The following is a 588-nucleotide window of genomic DNA, read 5'->3' as shown; positions in this document are numbered from 1 at the left end:
CGGCTCAATCTCTGCTTGGGCGCTGGCGACCAGATGATCATTGAGGCAGTTATCGTTAACCCAGACCCGAATTGCGCCTCCTGGCGTCATTCCCACAACAACGGCTGCCATAGAGTTTGCTTTATGATCCGGCCAGTCCGGACAACGGCGTGCCGTTGAGCCGCGCATAATGCGGCGTGCATCTTCGGGAATATCGATCCAGCCTTTGTATGTTCTTTGTTCAACGATGGATTGCCAACGCACGAAAATCCGCTTTGGCAAATCAGCGCCGGTCATCGGGTAGATATTCCCTCCAATGGGTCCCCAGCCTCGGGCGTGCTCTTTATCGAGGCCTGGGTCGCCGGTACCAATAGAGCCGCCTCCAAGTCTCCTGAACAATCGGCCTTTGATGTCTTCGACAACAGTGATTTCTACGAGTCCTTGCATATAGGTAGGGCCTTGGAAATCAATACTCCACCCATCATCTTTAGGGTCGTTTGCACCCGACAGCGGATCGTGTTTGCAGGCGGCAAGCATTAATAGGCTCATGAGCAAAGCCATGAGGTTTAGGCGCGCGTGGCCCCGCTGGACGCTACCAACTGCCATAGG

Annotated in this window: 1 protein-coding gene; it reads right to left on the bottom strand. The window is 54.8% G+C overall.

What is annotated here, in order from left to right:
* Positions 1–528, bottom strand: a 528-nt coding sequence (locus tag B347_RS0101110) for a DUF2931 family protein (protein ID WP_192812339.1), incomplete at its 3' end; no start/stop codon positions are given.
* Positions 529–588: the final 60 nt, after the last annotated feature.

Source organism: Pseudomonas psychrophila HA-4, assembly GCF_000282975.1.
GTDB classification, from domain to species: Bacteria; Pseudomonadota; Gammaproteobacteria; order Pseudomonadales; family Pseudomonadaceae; genus Aquipseudomonas; species Aquipseudomonas psychrophila_A.
Note: the sequence above shows the minus strand (reverse complement) of the source record. Positions and strands in the feature narration are given on the sequence as shown.